This window comes from Nocardioides sp. P86, from assembly GCF_023712465.1.
In the GTDB taxonomy this organism is placed as follows: domain Bacteria; phylum Actinomycetota; class Actinomycetes; order Propionibacteriales; family Nocardioidaceae; genus Nocardioides; species Nocardioides kribbensis.
On the sequence record NZ_JAMAYE010000003.1, the window covers coordinates 352,622 to 371,527 of the forward strand.

The following is an 18,906-nucleotide window of genomic DNA, read 5'->3' on the forward strand; positions in this document are numbered from 1 at the left end:
CTCCGGTCGCTGTCCTCGCTGGTTCCGGACCCGTACGCCGCTGGCGTGCGGGTCCGGTCCACGTCCGGCCCCGCCACCGCCGGCCCGGTCACGCCCGGCCCGGTCACGCCCGGCACCGCGCGCGCCGGGCCGTGCGGCGGAGCGTCACTCCTGGTCGGGCGCGCCCGTCTCGCCGTCGAGGGCCCGGTCGCCCTGCACTCCGCGCCGGCCCATCAGGTAGCCGAGCTGGAAGCGGGTGTCGGCGTCGTGCTCGGCCTTGAGGTCGGCGACGTAGCCGGCGTAGGTGCGGGGGCTGACCCCGAGGCGCTTGGCGCTGACCGGGTCGGCGTGGCCCTCGATGAGCATCCGGATCGTCATCGCCCGCTGCTCCTCGGCGATGTCCTTCATCGTCGTGGACTCGCGGTTGCCGAAGGGGCGCGCGCGCTCCCAGGCGCGCTCGAAGACGTCGACGAGGTAGGCCACCACCGAGGGCTCGCGCACGGCGATGGCCAGGGTGTTGTCGTCGGTGGCGGGGATGACCACGACGCGGCGGTCGACGACGATCATGCGGTTGAAGAACTCGTCGAGCGTGCGCACCTCCGCGCCGAGGCCGGTGACGGCCGCGACGTACTTGTGCGTGACCGCGCTGCGCCGGGCGCTGTGCTGGTAGAGCGTGCGCATCCTGACCCCGCGGGCGAGCGCGGCGGTGTCGCGCAGCGCGGCCTCGGCGAGGGTCTGCGGGTCGCGGCCGGTCTGCGGCTGCGCGGTGAGCAGCTCGCTCTCGGTCTCGGCGGTGAGCCCGCCGATGTAGGGGCCGATCGCGGCGCCGCGCAGGTAGGTGAAGGGCCCGCGGCCGCCGGTCTCCGGGGCGCGACGCCACGCCTGGCGCAGCGGGCCGAAGGCGCGCGCCCACTGCGAGGACTCCTCCAGCAGGCGCCCGGCCTCCGCGCTCAGCGGGGTGACCACCCGCGACTGGACGGCGGCGGGGTCCTCGGGGAGCCAGGTCGCGCTGTCGGCGTCGAGGCTGACCAGACCGAGCTGCACCAGCAGGTCGAAGGCCGGCCGGTCGTCGGCGCCCTCGGCCACCCGCGGGTCGTCGGCGGCGATACCACCGGCCGCGACCATGTCCTCGTAGAGGGCGACGCAGTGCTCCTCGAAGGCCGCCCTGTCCTCGGGCCCGAACACCGCCACGCGTCCCCCTGACCTGGCCCCTGACCTGGCTCGTCGTCGTGCGCGAGCACCTGGTGTGCCGCGCTCCCCGAGTCTGCTGCGGATGATGACACACCCCGCGCAGACCCTCCGCGGGCGAGACCCCGGCGACCGGCCGGCGAGCGCCCCGTGACCCGGCCGCACGGCGTCCTGACTTGGATCGATCCACGATTCGTGGCCCAGGTCACAGGCCTCGGAGGGCCCCGTGGAAGGTCCGAAAATCGCCTGTCCAGTCTGGATCGATCCAACGACCCTGGCGTGCGGAGGGGGGGTAAAGAGCGGCTAGCGTGCCTGTCAAGCAGCCCCGGGAAAGGCGAATCTGGACATGGTCGATGTGGAGAAGGTCCTCGACGAGGCGGGTCTCAAGAACCCGCACGTGCGTGAGTACGTCGCGTACTGGGCGGGGGTGACCGAGCCCGAGCGGATCGAGGTGGTCAACGCCTCCGACGACGCCCGCCTGGTGGCCGAGGCCCTCGAGGCCGGCGAGCTCCTGCCCGCCGGCGAGGGGCTGTACTACTCGCGCTCCTACTTCAAGGACACCGCGCGCTCCGAGGAGCGCACGATCGTGGCCACGAGCAAGCCCGAGGACAAGGGCGTCTATAACAACTGGCGCGACGCCGAGGAGATGACCTCCAGCCAGCTGGAGCGCATGCGCGGTCAGTCGCGTGGCAAGACGATGTACGTCATCCCCTACCTGATGGCGCCTCCCGGCTCCCCGCTCGAGGCCTACGCCGCGGGCGTCGAGCTCACCGACAACCGCCCGGTCGTGCTCCACATGATCCGGATGGCCCGCGTCGGCACCGCCCACGTCGACAACCTCGAGGACCCCACCTCGTTCGTGCGCGCCGTGCACGTCACCGGCGACCTGGAGAACCTCGGCCAGGGCACCCCCGACGACCAGCGCTACTTCGTCACGGTCGCTGACCAGCGCACGATCCTGCACTTCGGCTCGTCGTACGGCGGCAACGCGCTGCTGGGCAAGATCGCCCACGGCCTGCGCCAGGCCTGCTACGACGGACGCGCGTCGGGCAAGTTCCTCGCCGAGCAGTTCATGCTGCTGGGGATCACCGACCACGAGACCGGCAAGAAGTACCACGTGTGCGGCGGCTTCCCGTCGGCCTCGGGCAAGACCAACCTCGCCATGACGCTGGCGCCCGACGCCATGGGCAGCCGCTACCACGTGGAGTTCTACGGCGACGACATCGCCTGGCTCTGGGTCGGTGAGGACGGCAAGGTCTACGCGATGAACCCCGAGAACGGGGTCTTCGGCGTCGCCAAGGACACCAACGAGCTCACCAACCCCACCGCGCTGGACTCCATCAAGCCCGGCAGCGGCGCGATCTTCACCAACGTCGCCTACAACCCCGACACCCAGGAGGTGTGGTGGGAGGGCAAGACGCCCGACTACCCCGCCGACGTCACCGGGTGGGAGGACTGGAAGGGCGAGAAGATCTCCGACCGCGAGGCCGGCGACGACTCCCCGTGGGCCCACCCCAACAGCCGCTTCACCACGACGCTGGCCAACGTGCCCAACGTCGCGGGCGACTTCGAGGACCCCGCCGGCGTGCCCGTCGACGCGATCATCTTCGGCGGCCGCACCCGCGACCGCGAGCCGCTGGTGCGCGCGATCACCGACCTCGCCGAGGGCGTCTACGACGGCCTCACGCTCGGCGCCGAGGCGACCTTCGCCGCCGACGGCCTCGACGGCCAGCTGCGCTACGACCCGATGTCGATGCGGCCCTTCATGGCCTACGCCGAGGCCGACTACGCCGCGCACTGGCTGAAGATCATCGGCGCCGCCACGCAGCAGCCGATCTTCGCCCACGTCAACTGGTTCCAGCGCGACGCCGAGGACGGCCACTTCCTGTGGCCCGGCTACCGGGAGAACCTGCGCCCGCTGCTGTGGCTGGTCAAGTACGCCGCCGGCGAGGTCTCGGGCCGCCAGACCCCGGTCGGCGTCCTGCCCACCGAGGAGGAGCTCGACCTCACCGGCCTCGACCTGCCCGCCGACGAGCTGGCCCGCATCCTCGACATCGACGTCGAGCGCTGGCGCCAGGAGATGGGCTTCCGCGAGGAGCACCTCCAGCAGTTCGACGGCCTGCCCGAGGAGATCTGGGAGGCCCACCGCCGGGTCGCCCAGGCGCTCGCCGACGCCGACTCCTGAGCGTGTAGCCGACCGGGCACGGGCCGATTTCGACCCACGGTGCCCGGTCGGCTATCCTCGACCAGTCGTCGCACCGGCCCCGGCCGGATCGCCCGACATGCGCCTGTAGCTCAACGGATAGAGCATCTGACTACGGATCAGAAGGTTTGGGGTTCGAATCCCTACAGGCGCACCGCACACGAAGCCGCTGACCATTACCGGTCTGCGGCTTCGTCATTCTCGGTTGACGGGCTCCTGCGAATTAGGTGTGCCTTGACCGTTCTCAATCTGAACGCGTGCAGCTCCGGACGTAAGCCATCGTCCTATCGCACAAGAACCCTCCCGTCGCGAGGTCGCCGTGACCATGGGGCCACCGCGGAGAGACAGCGTTCCGCAACGCCTCTCAGGTAGCGGGGGCTCCAGCGGAGCGCCGTGCGGCAGCTCTGTCTGCCCGGGCGGATAGCGTGTGAGTCCTGACCAAGGGAGACCCATGACCGACGCCGACGCCACGATGGTTCCCATCTGGACCTTGTCTACGACAGAGGGTGCCTCTGCGCCTGCCTTCGCCGCAGGCGAGGGCATGACCCCCGAGCGGCTTGCCGAGCTCCGCACGGCCCTCGCCGCGTTCGCGTCGGCACCACTGGTGACGCTGGAGGCACACCCCCTCCCCGCACGTCGTGAACGCTCAACTGGGCTCATGTTGCACGCGACCAGCCCGCTCGCCAGAGAGCTTTCGCGACTCGTAGCCGCTGACGCGCCCAAGGTGCCCGCTGTCTCCCAGGTAGCCGGGTCGAGCGAGGTGCTGTATCGCATGGTCGTCCCCGCGAAGGTGGCGGCGGAGTTCGGCAAGGGGATGGTTCAGCCGATGGTCTCGAAAGTGGCCAACAGGGGCGTCTACGGCGACCTCGTCGGTGACCTCGCCGGAGGCACCGCCAAGAGTGTCGTCGCGAAGGCCACCTTCGTCCCTGTGCAGGCCGCGTCCGCTGGCGCTACGGGCACAGCCGTTGGCGCAGTGGCCGGTACGGCCGCGTCGGCCACCGCGATAACGGTGGCTGCCCCGCTCGTGCTGATGGCGGTCGCCGTGGGTGCGAGCGCCTACGCCGATCAGGGGCGTCAGAGGGCGATTGAGAACATCACCGAACTTCTCGAAAAGCTGCACGATGAGACCTTGAACGCGGAGCGCAGTGAGCTCGACGGATGCCGTGACGCGATCGAAAAGGCGACAGGCCTGCTGCTCGACCGGGGCCGGGTCGGCGCCTCACTCGGGCTGGATTCTGCTGTGCACGCGATCAGCACGGCTACCAGCAACGCCGAGCGCCGTGTGCGAAAGTGGGAAGCCGCTCTGGATGGCTTCGCCGAAAACCGTGTAGAAGCGTCCGAATTGGAGATGACCTTCCCCGGGATCACCGAGGACGGCGGCGAGTTTCGTGCGCACCTCGAGTTGGCCGCGCTGTCCATGGCCCTGAAGAGACGCGTGGTGGTGCTGCAAGCTGTGGAGGCCGGTCAAGGGGACGAGACAAATCCGTTCGGCAACTTCGTCCAGAGCCTCAGTGAGGATCAGAGGAAGATCGATGAGTTGGAAGAGCGGGTCCGCTCCGTCCTCCTCCGTCTCTCGTCACTCGAGCTGCGCTCGCCGAAGCGCCTCATCGACAAGGTGATGACACGAAGGCAGGTGGAGACTCTTCTCGACGCCTCCTATCGGCTTCGCGGATTGGGCTCGGTGTACACCACTGAGTCTCAGGCCGCCGACGTCGTCATCGAGATTGAGAAGCGTGCCGACGGGAGCCTGTTGGTGTTGCCCTCACGCGCAGCCTGATCCGAGGGTCGATGGGCCCGCTGACGCTAGCGATCGGCGACGCTTGTCTGGGGACGACGGTGTTGCGTATGGGCCCTTGGCGACTCGTCGGTTGTCGCCGCCATCGGGAGGAGTTGGGCAATGCTCTTTCGTGTCCGCGCTTGCTCGTCTTGGCCAAGGAACGTCTGTCCGGCCACTCCAACAAGGCTGAGGAGCCCTAGACCCCCTCTTCATCCGCGGTGCTTATACGCAAACCGCGTGCGCGGCGCTGCGACTGCTGGCCTTCCATCCTTACGCTGCAACGGTGACGAGTAGTTCTTCCGGCGACCTTGTTCTCGGCCACATCCTTGCGGCGTGCGGCCTCGATCCAGCGGATGTCCTCGTGTTGCGCCACACGTACCAAGAGGACGGGCTCCGTCGTGGAGAGACGACGTCGGAGAAGATGCACGCCTACGCGCGGGGGCAGTTGCTGCGGTTCAACGCCAGCCAGCCGCCTGTCTGGTTGAACTTCCTCGCTGAGCCAGGTCGGCGCAGTCGGTTTTGGGGTGCATTCGAGAACCACGGTGAGATCGAGTCGGAGCGGACAGACGTACTGCGCTTCTTCGATCTCCGTCCGTCCGACTTCATGTCGCTCCTCGCGAACCGGCTCACGATCGAATGGTCCAAGGACGCGATCAACTGGGCGAAGAAGGGGACCGTGGCGTCAGCGTTCCCGATAGTCGAGATCGCCGACCCCGAAGCTGTGGCCTTCCCCGGCTATGACAACGTTCTGCTCGATCTGCCCGGCTTGAGAGCCATGGTTGAGGACCCTCGTTACGCCGCATGGCGCACTGCGCTCGGGTCTGTCCAAGGCATCTACTTGATCACTGACACCAGCACGGGAAAGCAGTACGTCGGCAAGGCAGACGGCGGCGAGCGCATCTTGGGCCGCTGGAGCACGTACGGACGTGACGGGCACGGAGGCAATGTTGCATTGCGGGACCTCAAGAATGCTGACGCAGAACATTCGCGCCACTTTCAGTGGTCGCTCCTGCGAGTGTTCGGGCCCTCGACGCCAACGGCCGAAGTGGATGCTGCGGAGGCGCACTTCAAGCGAGCCCTTCTGTCCCGCGAGTTCGGGCTCAACCGGAACTGAGGCGCTCATCGGCCGTCAGTCCCGGCTCCGCGGCGATGACCGAAATCGCCCTTGTCGAGCGAGGGTCGCACGACCTTTGTCTGCAAACGCGGACGCCAAGCACCGCGGCGCGAACCTCCGAGTCCGGCGACGCACCGAAACCTGTAGCTGACGGTCCACTCGATCTCGTCGCCGTGCGCTGCACCGCTCTGCTTTCCCGTGAAGGAAAAGACACGAGTCCGTCGACCGACCCGGTCCGGGCAGGGTGGTTGAGGACTGACCGGGCGATGCCATCACCCTCCGGGCCGGTAGCCGGAACCGATTCACTAGTGAGGGGCGGCCGGGGACCTCGGGCTCGTCCTGCGGGGTCGTTCATCGTGCGGGCTCAGGTCGCGGGGGATGCCGCCCTCATCCATCGCTCAGTTCGGGATGCTTGCCGCTCACCCTGAGTTCTGGGGTCAAGGTCTCGCACCGCCGCCGCAAACCGTCGCTGGTCTGCGGCTTCGCGCATTCTCCGAACCTCAGCAGCCGAGGATCGCCACGACGCGCTCGGCTGCGTGATCGGCGCCGGCGTGGTCGTGGGCCTGGATGGTCACGACCGCGTCGCCGAGGAACAGCACGAGCTGACCGTGGGCGCCGTGCAGACGCCAGGCGTCGCCCGGTCCGCCCCACGCGCCCAGGGAGTAGCGCGCGTAGGCGAGGGAGGCCGCGTCCCGCTCGGTCCAGTCCGAGCGCAGGCCGGTGGTCCAGCGCGAGGAGACCAGTCGCCGTCCTTCCCAGACGCCCTCATCGCGGATCAGCCGGCCCAGACGCGCGAGCTCCTCGACCCGCAGGTGCAGCCCTCCACCGGCGGTGACGTACCCGTGCGGGCACCGGTCCCAGGGCGGTCCGTCGATGCCGAGCGGGGTGAAGAGGGCCGGCTGCAACCAGTCGGCGACGTCGCCGACGACGCTGCTGAGCGCGCGCATCGCGGTGTAGGTGCTGGCGTTGGAGTACTGGAAGACACGCCCCGCGGACGGTCGCGACAGGAACTCGTGGGCGAGGTCGGGCCAGTCGGTCAGCATCGTCTCGCTCCACGCCAGGTCGATGCCGCTGGTCATCGAGAGCAGGTGCCGCGTCGTGACCGCGTCGACGCCCTGGCCGATCACCGGGGGGCGCAGGTAGCGGGTGACCGGCGCGTCGACGTCGTAGAGGCCGGCGTCGCAGGCCAGCCCGACGGCGAGGGTGCAGACCGCCTTGGCCGCGGAGTGCACGTCACGGCGTACGTCGGGGGACCAGTGGTGAGCCGCGCTGTCGTCGGCGAGGAGCACGTGGACGGCGTCGGCGCCGAAACCGTCGGCGTCGAGGGCGCGCACGACCTGACGGAGGACATCGGCTGCGCTGGTCACAGGCCTACTCTTTCTTGCGACGTCGTTGGCGTCGCGGGCGCCTGGCACGGGTGGTGCTCGTCTTTCCGCTTGACCGCGGTCGGCGTGCGCCCAGGTACGCGCGCATGGGTCTGGAATGCGTCAGACCTGCCCGAGTCGGGTGGTGACGGCGCGGTGGGTCGAGTCGCCGAAGGCGACGATGCGGGCCTCCCTCACCCTGGTCCCTGTGCCTCGCAGGGTCGTGACCGCCGCGTCGACGGCGTCGTCGAGTGGCCAGCCGTAGACGCCGGCACTGACGAGGGGGAAGGCAACGGTCCGCGCCCCGAGCTCGTCGGCGACCTCGAGGCAGCGGCGGTAGCAGGAGAGCAGCAGGTCGCGGTCGGTCTCCCCGCGGCGGTGGTTGGGCCCGACGGTGTGGATCACCCAGCGCGCCGGCATGAGACCCGCGGTGGTCCACCCGGCGTCACCCGTCGCGAGACCATGGGGGAAGCGCCTCACGCAGTCGGCTAGCACCTCCGGGCCACCGGCACGGTGGATGGCGCCGTCGACGCCGCCTCCGCCGCGCATCCGACGGTTGGCGGCGTTGACGACTGCGTCGACGCGCTGCGTGATGATGTCACCGCGCACAGCGATGACCTCGGCGCTGCCGTCCACACCGGTCACCCTCGACGGTCCTCCCGGGTCACGGGCTCACCGCAGGTCGGGCAGAGCACGGTCTCGCTGGGCTCCTCGGGTCGGGTCCTTCCGCGAGTGCCGCAGTAGTCGCACACCCATCGTTCGCGTCGCATGCGCAGATCCTCCTGCACGGCGCCGACACCGGGCCTAGGTTGAGGTCATGGCGCGCTGCATCCCGGAGGAGCCGACGTTCGTCACCGACTCGGAGCGGCAGGTCTGGGAGCGGTTGCGTGACGGGTTGCCGCACGACTGCGTCCTCCTCGCGAACGTCCGGCTCACCGACGAGCTCAAGGACCACGAGATCGACCTGCTGGTGCTCATCCCCGAGGCGGGGTTCGTGTGCCTGGAGGTCAAGGGCGGGTCGGTGTGGCTCGACGAGGACGGCTGGCGGATCAACCGCGGCGGCGCCGTCGAGCGCTGCGACCCGGTGGCCCAGGCGCGGGACGGCAAGCATGCGGTCCGCCGCTACGTCGAGGCCGACCCGCGCTGGGGCAGCCGCGATCAGGTCGCCTTCTCCCACGGAGTGGTGCTGGCGCACACCGACCTCCCCGAGGGCTTCTCGGTGCCCGAGCTGCCGCGGTGGGGGTTCCACGACCGCGGCGACATGGCGGACCTGCCGGAGCGGGTCCGTACCAACGGGTGGGGCCTGGCCCACGGGCGCTGGACGCCCAACCACGACGACGTCGAGCTGGTGGCGGAGATCCTGGCGGGGCGGTCGCTGCCGACGTACGACGTCAACGCCGACGCCGAGGAGCGCGCAGCGGCCGCCGACCGCCTGACGCAGGAGCAGATGGTGATCCTGCAGGTGACGCGGCTGCTGCGTCGCGTCGAGGTCCGCGGGGGAGCCGGCTCCGGGAAGACCGTGCTGGCGCTGCAGAAGGCCAAGGACCTGACGCGGGGGGTGGGGGACGGGGCGCGCCGCGAGCGGGTGGCGCTGCTGTGCTATTCCATCGGGCTGGCGGAGTACCTCAAGCGGGTCGTCGCGGGGTGGGACCGTCGCCACCGGCCGGCCTTCGTGGGCACCTACGAGGAGCTCGGGCGGCTGTGGGGTGTCGAGATGGGCTCCGAGGACGACCCGTCCTTCTGGGAGGAGGAGCTGCCGCGGCTGATGGCCGAGCGGGCGGCCGGCCTGGTCGAGGGGCACCGATTCGACTCCGTGGTGGTCGACGAGGCCCAAGACTTCGCCGACTCGTGGTGGGCCTCGGTGCTGGGCGCGCTGCGCGACGAGGAGGCCGGCGGGGTGTTCGTCTTCAGCGACGAGAACCAGCGGCTGTTCGCGCGGTTCGGCCGCCCGCCGGTGCAGCTGGTGCCCCTGGTGCTCGACCACAACCTGCGCAACACGCGTCAGATCTACGACGCGTTCGGTCCGCTCGCACCGTCGCGGATGCAGGCGCGCGGCGGCTCCGGCGCCGAGGTGCGCTTCGTCGCGGCCCCCACCTCCGATGCGATCGAGGTCGCGGACTCCCAGGTGGAGGCCTTGGTGGACGAGGGCTGGGACCCCGCGCGGATCGCGTTGCTCACCACCGGCCACCGCCACCCCGAGCAGACCGCCCAGGTCGAGCGTCACGGGAAGACGGCCTACTGGCGCTCGTTCTGGGAGGGCGAGGACGTCTTCTACGGTCACGTCCTCGGGTCGAAGGGCCTCGAGCGGGCCTGCGTCGTCCTGTGCGTCAACGAGGCGGGCGAGCGGGACCGGGCACGCGAGCGTCTGTACGTCGGCATGTCCCGCGCCACCGACGTGCTGGTCGTCGTCGGAGACCCCGACGTGGTGCGCCGGATCGGTGGCGACGAGGTGTCGCGGCGGCTGGGGATCGGCTGACGTGTCCGCTCGGGTCGTCGGTTCTGCTGCGGTTGTCGGCGACGGTCTTTACCTTGGCTCCATGTCAGCTGTGTACGACCGCCGGGTGAGCGCGACGTTCCTAAGGCACTTCGACGAGCAGGACGACAGCGGTGGCGGGCTCGCGTCGCTCGTGGCCTACGCCCGGTCGGCCCGTCATCCCGTCGACCTCCAGTTCCGCCATGGCGGTGGTGTCGACTGGGCGACCCTCTACGTGGGGCTCACCAGCGTGCTCGACGTCCGCGCCTCGAAGAAGGGCTTGCTGCGCCTGACCGTCCATGAGACCCACGCGTCCAACGGTGGCTTCAACGACGAGTGGCGCACGTCCGTGGAACCCCAGGTGCTCTACGAGCGGTGGCCCGAGGTCGAGCACTACCTCGACCGTGTCATCCCGCACGCCACGCTCAGCCACGGGCGCAAGGAGGGAGCCGTCCAAGCGGCGCTGTCGTCCTACGCGTCCACCGAGCGGGTCGTCTTCGATCGCGAGACCACCCCGTCCTTCTCCAGCACACCAGAACGCCAGGCCACCCTGATCGAGTGCGCCCGCCCGGTCCTCGAGGCGCTGCACTCCGCCACCCTCGACTTCGGCGGGGTGCCGAAGAATCTGGGAAACGAGTGCGATGCGCTGGGTGTCGACGCCGACGGTCGGCTGTTGGCCGTCGAGGTCAAGCCGCAGGGCGTCGGCTCGGTCGCCTTCGTGGCCGCGCAGGCGCTGATGTACGCCCGGATCACCCAGGCCTGGGTGCGGGACGTGGGTGACGACGAGGCGGTCGCGGTCGTCGACGCCATGGTCGCGCAGCGGGCTCGGGTGGGGCTCACGGCGTCGTCCCTCCGGTTGAGCGCCCCCGTCCGCGTGGTCCCGGTGGTGGCGCTGCAACGAGGCTCCAGCCCGGAGATGGTCCGGCGGATGCTGGCCGTGCGCGACGTCCTCGCCGGCATCGATCCTGCCGTGGAGCCGATCGAGATATACGAGGTCACCCTCCTCGGCGACCTCGTCCCCCTCGACGAGTCGCGGCTGCCTGACGGGCGGCCCCGCACACGGGACTTCGCCGCGTCCATGAATCGACGCATGATCGCCTGGAAGCAGGACCCTGCCTCTCCGCTGCCGCCTGAGGCCCGCGCTCAGGGACTCGTCCGCAGCAGGAGTGGAGCCGAGGTGGCCGTCGACTACGCGCTGCCTGCCCAGCACGCCGAGCACAACCTCCTGCCCGACGTCCGCGACACCGTTCTCGACCTCTTCCGCGCGGACGACATCGCCTGGCACCAAGGCACCCCAGCCGGACCCACACCGCACCTGCGCTCCTCGCAGGTCCAGTGTCTCAACGCCCTGGGAGCGATGGTCCACGATCCCGACCGCATCGCCCGGGCCTTCGGTCCGGTGCTCGACATCGGTCGGGTGCGAGACCTCGGAACCGTGGACCGCCGCGAGGAGGGGCGGTCCCTCACCTTCGAGTTCACCGGCCCCCACAACTACTTCGGCGAGGCGAAGGGCGCAGGCACGCCGCCTCGCGGCAGTCACAGCACCAGCCTCGACGCGGCCTTCGCCTACGTCACGGCCGGCGGCCGACCGGCGCTCGCCCTGGTCGAGTGGAAGTTCACCGAGCGCTACCGCGGTCCGGATGCCACTGCCGACCGGAGGCTGGTGGAGCGCACGCGCCGCTACGAGGCCGACCTGCGCGCACCCGACGGCCCGGTGCGACTCGACGACGTCCCGGCGCTCGCCGTGCTCTTCCACGAGCCCATCTACCAGTTGGTGCGTCAGCAGCTGCTCGCCCACCGGCTCCGCCAGGACCCGACGATCGACGCGGACGTCGTCCGGGTCGTGCATGTGTCGCCCCGTGAGAACCTGGCCTACCAACGCTCGTTCATCCACCCGTCGCTGCGCCAGCGCGGATCGACGGTCAGCGAGGTGTGGCGGACGCTGCTCCGGGACTCGGACACCTTCGTCGAGCTCGACTCCGAGTCGTTCCTCGATGCCGCCCTCACCGGCGACGACTACGTCCAGCGCTACGGCCCGCGCGGCGGAGCCGCCCGCGGGACCGACGTCGACAGCGACTCCAGGCTTCCGGCATGAGCCACACCCCACCGAGCGCCCACGTCCCCCAGGTCGTCGCGGAGCGGGTCAGGCGACCTGTGCCGGAGAACTCCTTCGTCGTCCCGGGCAGCACGCCGGTCGTCTCGTTCGGTGACTTCCAGCGGGCCGTGGTCGCCACCGTGGGCATCAACCCCAGCCGTCGCGAGTTCGACGAGGGCGGCTGGCTGACCGGCGCTGAGCGGAGGCTCGCCACCCACGACTCGCTGGGGGTGACCTCGCTCGAGGACGCCTCGGACGCGGTCGTCGCACGCGTGGTGAACGACTGCAACACCTACTTCCGGCGCAACCCCTACTGGCGGTGGTTCGGCCACCTGGAGACGCTGCTGCGCACGGCCGGAGTCGGCTCGTACCTCGACGACGATCCCGGGGTCTGTCACCTCGACCTGGTCCAGTGGGCGACCGACCCGGTGTGGGGCGCCTTCCCGCCGGAGCACCGCGGTCGGAAGGCCGCTCTCATCGCAGAGGACCGTGAGTTCCTCCGCGCGCAGCTCGCGACGCCCGGCCTCTCGCTCGTCTTCCTGAACGGGCGCTCGGTGATCGACGAGGTGCGCCGGATGGGCGTGGCGCTCGAGGGCGTCGGCCGCGTGGAGGCAGGCGGCAGGCGCAGTGAGGTGCTCGCGACCGATCACGACGGCACGACCTTCATCGCCTGGTCGCAGAACCTCCAGTCCTCCCGTGGTCTCAGCACCGCGCTGAGAGTGGCGATCGCGGAGCGGGTGGGCGAGCTGACGTCGTCTTGGAGGTCGCAGCATGCGTCGCCGGCAACCAGGACCACTTTCCTGCAGGTCAGGGGCACGCTCAGCGACCGCCAGGAGCTCATCGACGCATTGGGCTCGTGGGTGGCAGGGACTCCTGCACCCACCGTCGGAGACGTCGACACGTTCGGTGGTCGCGCCTGGGCGCGCTGTCGTGCCGGAGACGTTGTTCTGGCGCTCAACGCCGACACGACCCGGGTGGCGGCGCAGACCCTCGTCGACCACGTCAGACAGCACGGTCTGGACGACTGGTCGGTGGTGGCGAACCGCCACGGAAACGTCAACCGAGTGGCCATCGGCGGTGACCTCGTCCCGGGCCTCTACCTCTACACCACGCGGAGGCTTCAAGCGCCACGGTTCCTCTGATCCTCAGACCAGACGGGGGTAGGCCTCGCGCAGGTCGTTCGTCAGCTCGGGATGAGCGTCGAGGGCCGTGCGCAGCGACTGTGTCGCCCGGTTCACCGCCTTGGTCGTCGCCGCCACGGTCTTGCCGGTGCGTCCGGCGATCTCCTCGGCCGTCATGCGCTCGAGGTACTTCCAGCGCACGAGGTCGGCTTCCTGCGGGCTGATGAGCCCCAGGACCTCAGCCCTCAGGTCCGCCGCCACGACCTTGTAGGCCGGCTTCCGCTCCAAGGGGATCTCCCCGAGGAGGAGGGCGAGCTCGGGACCGGTGACGGCCTCGTCGGCGGAGGGCCGCGGCAGCGGGTCGATCGGCACCTCAGGGTTGCGCTCGCCGGCACGGTGCAAGTCGATCGCCGTCGTCCGGAGCGCCGTCGCGAGCCAGGCGTGCAGGTTGTGCGGTCGACCGCGACGGCCGAACGTCACGAAGTACTTCTGCACCACGGTCGCCGCGAGATCCTCGCGGGCGTGTGCCGACAGGCTGCGCATCCGGGCGCCGGCGAGCCGCTCCGTCGTGCGCAGCACCAAAGCGAGGTGTTCGTAGTCCTCGGGGTCCGTCCCGCCGTGGGCCGCGGGGTCCGTTGAAAGCACGTGTCCACTTTCCTCGCTGGCGGTCGTCCTCATCAGTAGACCCGCCGTACGAGGCGGCCGGGGGAACGGACGGTGAGCATGAACGACGACAGTCGCGAAGGTGATCAGGGAATCGCCGAGGATCTGGCGATGTGGGCCGAGCGAGGTGTCGCACGTCTCGGTGAGCAGGGTTGGGGCGACCTGTGCGCCCTGATCCGCCACGACCTCAGCTGGGCGAAGTGGGCCCACGCGGAGGCGACGTCAGGAACGTCGACCGTAGCCCTGCGAACCGAGGACCTGCGCATGCTGGCCGACCTGGTCGGCGCGGGCTGGCGGGTGTCGCCTCGACGGGGAGCATCCCGGACCGGGCGAGTCCAGGCCCGCCTCCGGGCCGGAGGCCGAGACCTCAGCCTTCGGGACAGGTCGCTGACCACCGAGATCGTCCTCCCCGACGAGCAGCGACGCTGGGTCGCGCTGGGACGCATGTCCAGCGAGGAACACATCCGCCGGGTCACCGGGGACGGATCCGAGATCCGCCTCGTCGTCGGCTACCCCGTCCGAGGAGGCGACCTCGACCGGACCGCTGGACTCGTCGACCGGCTGGCGCGTCGCTACGAGGAAGCCCTGGGCGCATCGACGCTCGATGCGACGGACTCCTGCCTGGACCGGTTGCGCGCCTTCGGAGCGGGGGTGCCCGAGGGGCTCGTCCGCGGACGTCGCGCGGCCGAGGACACGCCGTACCGCTGGAGCGACCTGGCCGCAGCCCACCAGCCGAGCCCCGACGACGACCACGCCATGCGCTCCGGGGAGTTCCTGCGCGGACCGGTCCCCGACCACCTGACCCTCACGTGTGATCGGTCGCTCACCGTGCGAGGCGCGGCGGGTCGACTTGCGTTCGTGTGTCAGACGTTCCTCAGGGTGGACCAGGGGGCCGACCACGCCCGCATGACTGGCGACGCCACCACGATGCTCCACCGGGTGGAGCGCCTCGTGCGCGAAGCAGCCCCGAGGCCCACCGGCCGGGGCGAGCCCCGGCCACGTGACGTCGTCGTCAGCTGGAGCCCACTCGACTCGACGGCCTTCCTCTCCGTCTGGTGCACCCACGAGCGTGCCTGGACGACCAGGTCGTTCGCGTGCACGGATGACCGCGTGTGGGACGCGGCCTCAGCGGCCCTGCGTGCAGCACACTGACCGCAACGAGGACGAGGAGACAGCAATGAGCCGTGACCTGACCCGCCGCCAGGTGATGGAGTGGCGCTCCGCGTGGAGCCACGCCGATCGGCGTGCCCTCGAGCATGCGCTCGACCACCTGGCGGAGACCGACTACTACGAGCCGGGCAGCAAGCAGTACGTCGGCGCCCGCGTGGGGGGCCGCGTGGCGCTCTACATCGCGCCCGGTTACCTCTACTGGACCCGCCCTGGCTGGACCGACGTGCTGGACACGTCGCTGTACGCAGGGGGCCTCCTCGACGCGGACGACGGACGAGCGCTGTGGTCCCCCCTCTCGACCTTCCGGCAGCACGAGCGGTCGGGGCCCTCCCTCGAGGAGCTGGCAGCGCCCTGCCTCGACTGCTTCCAGGTGCCGTCGGTGTCCGGCGCCTGCGGGTGCGACTGAGGTGCGACCGGCCGTCGCAGGGGCTGACTGCAGAGTCGGCCCCTAGCATCGGTGTCCATGACGGAGTCGCTCTACGAGGGCCGCGTCGGCCTCAAGGTCGCCGACACGGTGCGCGGGAAGTGGGCGCTGCCGACGGGCGAACGCGTCTCGGTGGGACGCATGCAGCGGGCGGGCATCCACGTCCCCGACCTGTGGGTTCCGAGTCGTTTGTGCCGGTTCCTGCCCTACGAGCAGGGCTGGCTGGTGCAGCTCGGGCGGGCCCGGGCGATGGTGCACAGCAAGTACCTCGACGACGTCACCTTCCGCGGTCGCACGGTCGTGGCGCTCCAGCCGGGTCGGTCGCTGCTGTCGTTCCCCGAGCTCGACGACTACCTCCGTATCGCCGTCGTGATCGGCCCCGACCAGTCAGCTGGTCTGCCCGTGGCCCAGGACGCCGGGGAGGCGGCGGAGCAAGCGGAAGAGCGGGGGTCGTCGACCTCGTACCACGGCGCGAACGCGGCTCTGACCCCCAAGCAGCGGCAGGTCCTGGCGGTGACGTTCCTGCACTTGATGAGCGAGGAGCCGAACCCGCCCAACCTGGCGGCGGCGGCCGCGACGCGGCTGGGGACGAGCGAGGCCAACGTGAAGGTCACCTTGGGCGCGGTGCGCAAGAAGGTCAACGACGAGCGGTGGATGAACCTGGAGAAGAACGACCAGCTCGGTCACTACCTCGTCCGATTGACCCGCACCATCACGAGGGACGATCTCCCGCCGCACCTGCGGTGAGCCGCTTACCCGGGTAAGGCCCCGTCGTGGGAGGTCGCGCGCACTCTTCTCACATCGGCCCACCCCGGGCCGGAGAGGAGGCAGCGATGGACGAGCTGCACGTGGGCCGCGGCACCACCCGCGGAGCGATGACGGTGTTCCCCTTGTGGGGCGCCACCGGCGGCCGTCGCCGGTACACGATGGGCGGCCGAGACCTCGAGGTCGCGGAGATGCCCGAGGGCCCGTACGTCGGGTCCCTGCTGGTCGGCAACCGAGCCGTTGTGCCGGCGCTGGTGCTCGAGGGTCAGCTCTTCGAGGGCGGCTGGCAGCACCGGATGTCGCGCCACTCGCTGATGGTCGGCGCCGGCGAACGGATGGCCGTCGAGGTCGCCTGCGTCGAGGAGGGCCGCTGGGGCGGCGCTGCCGAGCAGCGCACACGGGGCCGCCGGGCGACGCCGTACGTCGCCGACGCCGTACGACACGGCGCAGACACCGAGGGTGACGACGTCCAGGGCGAGGTGTGGAGCCGGGTCGCCGCCCACACCCGTGGGGTGCACGCCACCGCGACCGGCTCGCTGGTCGAGCGTCTCGACACGTTCCGCCACGAGGCGACCGACTGGTCGCGGGTGCGGCCGCTGATCGGTCAGGTCGGGGTGCTGGTCGGGATCGGTGGGCAGCCCTACGTCGCGGAGGTGTTCGACTCCCCGACGGCTCTGCGCGACCAGCTGCCCGCGCTGCTGGAGGCGGCCGCTCTCGACGCGCAGCTGGCCCGCGCTGTGCCTACCCCCGGGCGCCGGGCCCGCCGGTTCGTCGACCGTGCTGCACGCGTCCGCCTCGCCGCTGGCGAGCAGGCCGGCGTCGCCGAACGGCGCCGGGCGGCCACCGATCATCTCGACGTGGTCGCGCTGCGGTGGGACGGTCACGACGTGCACACCCGGATCACCCACGTGCGGCACCCCTTGCTCGCGGGAGCGGGACGATGAGGCTCACGAGCGCACAGCACGACCGGGCGTGTGGAGTGCTCATGGCCTCGGGAGTCGGGGACGCCCTGGGGGCGGGTTTCGAGTTCGGCGCCGCTCGCTACGCCGGCACCCCCGCGATGATCGGCGGTGGACTGGGCGGGTTCGCGCCCGGCGAGTGGACCGACGACACCGCCCAGGCGGTCGCGATCGCCCGGGTCGCGGCGACCGGGGCGGACCTGCGTAGGGGCAAGGCGCTCGACGCGGTCGCCGCCGGCTTCGCCGAGTGGTACGCCGGCGACCCGGCCGACGTCGGCGTCCAGACCGCGCAGGTGCTGCGTCTGGCCGGTCACGAGGCGGACGCCGCGACGATGGCGGACGCCGCAGCGGAGGTCCACCGACGCACCGGTCGCAGCGCCGGCAACGGGTCGCTGATGCGGACGGGGCCAGTGGCGCTGGCCTACCTGGACGACCCGGTCGACCTGGTCGAGGCCGCGATGCGGGTCAGCGCCCTGACCCACCACGACCCTGTGGCGGGGGAGGGCGCGGCGCTGTGGTGCCTGATGATCCGCCACGCGGTCCTGTACGGAGAGCTCCCTGCCGCCCACCAGGTGCTGGCTTCGATGCCGACCACGACCCACGACTGGGCGGCAGCGCTCTCGGAGGCCGAGGCCCTGCCACCCTCCACCTTCACCACGAACGGCTGGGTCGTCGGTGCCGTGCAGGCCGCGTGGTCGGCGATCACCCACACGCCCGTCCCGGACGGGATGCCGTGCCGCCACCTCCAGCACGCGCTGGCGACCGCGATCGGCATCGGTCACGACACCGACACGGTTGCCGCGGTCGCTGGCGCACTGCTCGGAGCGCGCTGGGGCGCCAGTGCCGTCCCGCAGCGGTGGCAGGCCCCGTTGCACGGGTGGGGGCTCCCCGACGCCGTGACCGGCGGGATCGGCGGCGCGCCCGGGCTCGTCGCGTTGGCCAGCCTCACCGTCCGCGGCGGCCGGCCCGACCGCCGCGGGTGGCCGAGGGTCGCGAGGGTGCCGTACAGACGTGACGAGGCCGCCGGCACCTGCGTCCCGCACCCGCTGGTGCGCAATGTGTGGATCGGCGACGCCCGCGGACTGCGGCACCTGCCTCACGAGGTCGACGCAGTGGTCAGCCTGTGCCGTGTCGGCCCCGAGCAGGCCCCGATCGGCGTGGTCACCCATCAGGTGCGGCTCGTCGACTCCACCCCCGACGACAACCCGAACGTCGACTTCGTCATCGATGACGCAGCCCGCACGGTCCTGGGGCTGCGCGAGGCCGGTCACCGGGTCTTCCTGCACTGCGTCGCGGGCCGGAGCCGCACCCCCACGGTCGCCGCCCGCGTCGCCGTGCTCGACGGCACGCCGCTGGGAGACGCGGTACGTGACGTCGTGCGTGTCCTGCCCGGTGCCCGCCCGCAGAGCTGGCTGCTGGACTCCCTGCGTCGGCTCTGCCAGGAGCCCCGATGACCCGCGCAGGACATCCCGGCTCTACATCAGCGGCGATCTTGCGGCCCGGATCCCGTGCCGACACCACCCAACACTGCGAGCTGTTCCGACTCGACGATGTCGGATGAGCCGGTTGCCTGCGGGCACCCAACAGTGCGTGGGCAGGCGGGCACAACTG

15 protein-coding genes and 1 tRNA gene are annotated in these 18,906 nt (G+C 70.8%); 12 read left to right on the forward strand and 4 right to left on the reverse strand.

All coding sequences use genetic code 11. From position 1 onward, the window contains the following. Positions 1 to 144: 144 nt before the first annotated feature. Positions 145 to 1,170 carry a LuxR family transcriptional regulator gene (locus M3673_RS15105; RefSeq protein WP_193661630.1) on the reverse strand — a complete coding sequence of 342 codons (1,026 nt, stop codon included), beginning with the start codon at positions 1,168 to 1,170 and terminating at the stop codon, positions 145 to 147. A 343-nt stretch (positions 1,171 to 1,513) separates the two neighbouring features. Here M3673_RS15105 and M3673_RS15110 point away from each other — a divergent pair, with 343 nt between their 5' ends. The 4 genes from M3673_RS15110 to M3673_RS15125 all read left to right on the forward strand — a co-directional run bounded on the left by M3673_RS15110 (position 1,514) and on the right by M3673_RS15125 (position 6,261). Then, on the forward strand, positions 1,514 to 3,352 hold the full coding sequence (locus tag M3673_RS15110) for a phosphoenolpyruvate carboxykinase (GTP) (protein WP_251534594.1): 1,839 nt from the start codon (positions 1,514 to 1,516) through the stop codon (positions 3,350 to 3,352). A 99-nt stretch (positions 3,353 to 3,451) separates the two neighbouring features. Continuing rightward, positions 3,452 to 3,524: transfer RNA gene (locus tag M3673_RS15115), tRNA-Arg, on the forward strand. Positions 3,525 to 3,821: 297 nt separating this feature from the next. Then, positions 3,822 to 5,147, forward strand: coding sequence for a hypothetical protein (locus M3673_RS15120; protein WP_251534595.1), 1,326 nt, complete (start codon positions 3,822 to 3,824; stop codon positions 5,145 to 5,147). Positions 5,148 to 5,430: 283 nt separating this feature from the next. Further along, positions 5,431 to 6,261, forward strand: a complete 831-nt coding sequence (locus M3673_RS15125; protein WP_251534596.1) for a GIY-YIG nuclease family protein — start codon at positions 5,431 to 5,433, stop codon at positions 6,259 to 6,261. A 500-nt stretch (positions 6,262 to 6,761) separates the two neighbouring features. Here the strand turns inward: M3673_RS15125 and M3673_RS15130 are convergent, their stop codons facing one another. After that, positions 6,762 to 7,628, reverse strand: a complete 867-nt coding sequence (locus M3673_RS15130; protein ID WP_251534598.1) for a serine hydrolase domain-containing protein — start codon at positions 7,626 to 7,628, stop codon at positions 6,762 to 6,764. Between the two features lie 120 nt (positions 7,629 to 7,748). Further along, positions 7,749 to 8,261, reverse strand: a complete 513-nt coding sequence (locus M3673_RS15135) for an O-acetyl-ADP-ribose deacetylase (protein WP_251534601.1) — start codon at positions 8,259 to 8,261, stop codon at positions 7,749 to 7,751. A 181-nt stretch (positions 8,262 to 8,442) separates the two neighbouring features. Here M3673_RS15135 and M3673_RS15140 point away from each other — a divergent pair, with 181 nt between their 5' ends. The 3 genes from M3673_RS15140 (at position 8,443) to M3673_RS15150 (ending at position 13,335) form a co-directional block, all read left to right on the forward strand. Continuing rightward, positions 8,443 to 10,101 carry a nuclease-related domain-containing DEAD/DEAH box helicase gene (locus M3673_RS15140; RefSeq protein ID WP_251534603.1) on the forward strand — a complete coding sequence of 553 codons (1,659 nt, stop codon included), beginning with the start codon at positions 8,443 to 8,445 and terminating at the stop codon, positions 10,099 to 10,101. Positions 10,102 to 10,162: 61 nt separating this feature from the next. Then, on the forward strand, positions 10,163 to 12,193 hold the full coding sequence (locus M3673_RS15145; protein ID WP_251534605.1) for a hypothetical protein: 2,031 nt from the start codon (positions 10,163 to 10,165) through the stop codon (positions 12,191 to 12,193). 59 nt (positions 12,194 to 12,252) lie between these two features. Beyond that, positions 12,253 to 13,335: a hypothetical protein gene (locus M3673_RS15150; protein WP_251534607.1), complete on the forward strand. Its 1,083-nt coding sequence runs from the start codon at positions 12,253 to 12,255 to the stop codon at positions 13,333 to 13,335. Between the two features lie 3 nt (positions 13,336 to 13,338). On the opposite strand, the gene M3673_RS15155 is transcribed toward M3673_RS15150, so the two are convergent. Continuing rightward, positions 13,339 to 13,992 carry an RNA polymerase sigma factor gene (locus M3673_RS15155; RefSeq protein WP_251534609.1) on the reverse strand — a complete coding sequence of 218 codons (654 nt, stop codon included), beginning with the start codon at positions 13,990 to 13,992 and terminating at the stop codon, positions 13,339 to 13,341. A gap of 39 nt (positions 13,993 to 14,031) precedes the next feature. On the opposite strand from M3673_RS15155, the gene M3673_RS15160 reads away from it, so the two are divergent. The 5 genes from M3673_RS15160 to M3673_RS15180 all read left to right on the forward strand — a co-directional run bounded on the left by M3673_RS15160 (position 14,032) and on the right by M3673_RS15180 (position 18,749). Beyond that, on the forward strand, positions 14,032 to 15,129 hold the full coding sequence (locus M3673_RS15160) for a hypothetical protein (protein WP_251534610.1): 1,098 nt from the start codon (positions 14,032 to 14,034) through the stop codon (positions 15,127 to 15,129). Positions 15,130 to 15,154: 25 nt separating this feature from the next. After that, positions 15,155 to 15,553, forward strand: coding sequence for a hypothetical protein (locus M3673_RS15165; protein WP_251534612.1), 399 nt, complete (start codon positions 15,155 to 15,157; stop codon positions 15,551 to 15,553). 57 nt (positions 15,554 to 15,610) lie between these two features. Then, positions 15,611 to 16,318, forward strand: a complete 708-nt coding sequence (locus M3673_RS15170) for a hypothetical protein (RefSeq protein ID WP_251534614.1) — start codon at positions 15,611 to 15,613, stop codon at positions 16,316 to 16,318. 86 nt (positions 16,319 to 16,404) lie between these two features. Beyond that, a complete protein-coding gene (locus M3673_RS15175; protein ID WP_251534616.1) occupies positions 16,405 to 17,280 on the forward strand; it encodes an ARPP-1 family domain-containing protein in 876 nt (291 codons plus the stop codon). A 41-nt stretch (positions 17,281 to 17,321) separates the two neighbouring features. After that, a complete protein-coding gene (locus M3673_RS15180; RefSeq protein WP_251534618.1) occupies positions 17,322 to 18,749 on the forward strand; it encodes an ADP-ribosylglycohydrolase family protein in 1,428 nt (475 codons plus the stop codon). The last annotated feature ends 157 nt before the right edge of the window (positions 18,750 to 18,906 follow it).

Coding starts and splice junctions, on each gene's coding strand:
- M3673_RS15140 (WP_251534603.1), top strand. CDS start 8,443: ATGGCGCGCTGCATCCCGGAGGAGCCGACGTTCGTCACCGACTCGGAG.
- M3673_RS15175 (WP_251534616.1), top strand. CDS start 16,405: ATGGACGAGCTGCACGTGGGCCGCGGCACCACCCGCGGAGCGATGACG.
- M3673_RS15155 (WP_251534609.1), bottom strand. CDS start 13,992: ATGAGGACGACCGCCAGCGAGGAAAGTGGACACGTGCTTTCAACGGAC.
- M3673_RS15120 (WP_251534595.1), top strand. CDS start 3,822: ATGACCGACGCCGACGCCACGATGGTTCCCATCTGGACCTTGTCTACG.
- M3673_RS15180 (WP_251534618.1), top strand. CDS start 17,322: ATGGCCTCGGGAGTCGGGGACGCCCTGGGGGCGGGTTTCGAGTTCGGC.
- M3673_RS15145 (WP_251534605.1), top strand. CDS start 10,163: ATGTCAGCTGTGTACGACCGCCGGGTGAGCGCGACGTTCCTAAGGCAC.
- M3673_RS15165 (WP_251534612.1), top strand. CDS start 15,155: ATGAGCCGTGACCTGACCCGCCGCCAGGTGATGGAGTGGCGCTCCGCG.
- M3673_RS15170 (WP_251534614.1), top strand. CDS start 15,611: ATGACGGAGTCGCTCTACGAGGGCCGCGTCGGCCTCAAGGTCGCCGAC.
- M3673_RS15110 (WP_251534594.1), top strand. CDS start 1,514: ATGGTCGATGTGGAGAAGGTCCTCGACGAGGCGGGTCTCAAGAACCCG.